We start from the raw sequence: 235 nt of genomic DNA, 5'->3' as shown, positions 1-235 counted from the left end.
GGACGCTGTAGTAGCGGTCAGCCGCGTCAGGCACGTGTAGGAGCCGGGGCCCTTCTCGAAGGTCCAGCCAGCCGGTGGACATGAGCGTGTCCCGGTTCACGCCCGTGGTCGCCAGTGTCGAACCCGTGGTCGTGCCGAACGGGTCGGCGAACGAGGCCTGGGACTGGACGTAGAGCGAGTTCACCGGGATCTGTCTCTTATACACATCCGACGCTTCCGACGACGGAGAGAGTGT

1 protein-coding gene is annotated in these 235 nt (G+C 64.7%); it reads right to left on the bottom strand.

Annotated features, from left to right (window positions below):
* Positions 1-205: DUF1254 domain-containing protein (locus ACR9ZK_RS23520; RefSeq protein WP_481344325.1), on the bottom strand; the 205-nt coding region annotated here is incomplete at its 3' end.
* Between the last annotated feature and the right edge of the window lie 30 nt (positions 206-235).

The organism is Monashia sp. HAY1-5C (assembly GCF_056755255.1).
The sequence above is the reverse complement of the archived record's forward strand: the minus strand, read 5'-3'. Positions and strand labels throughout refer to the sequence as shown.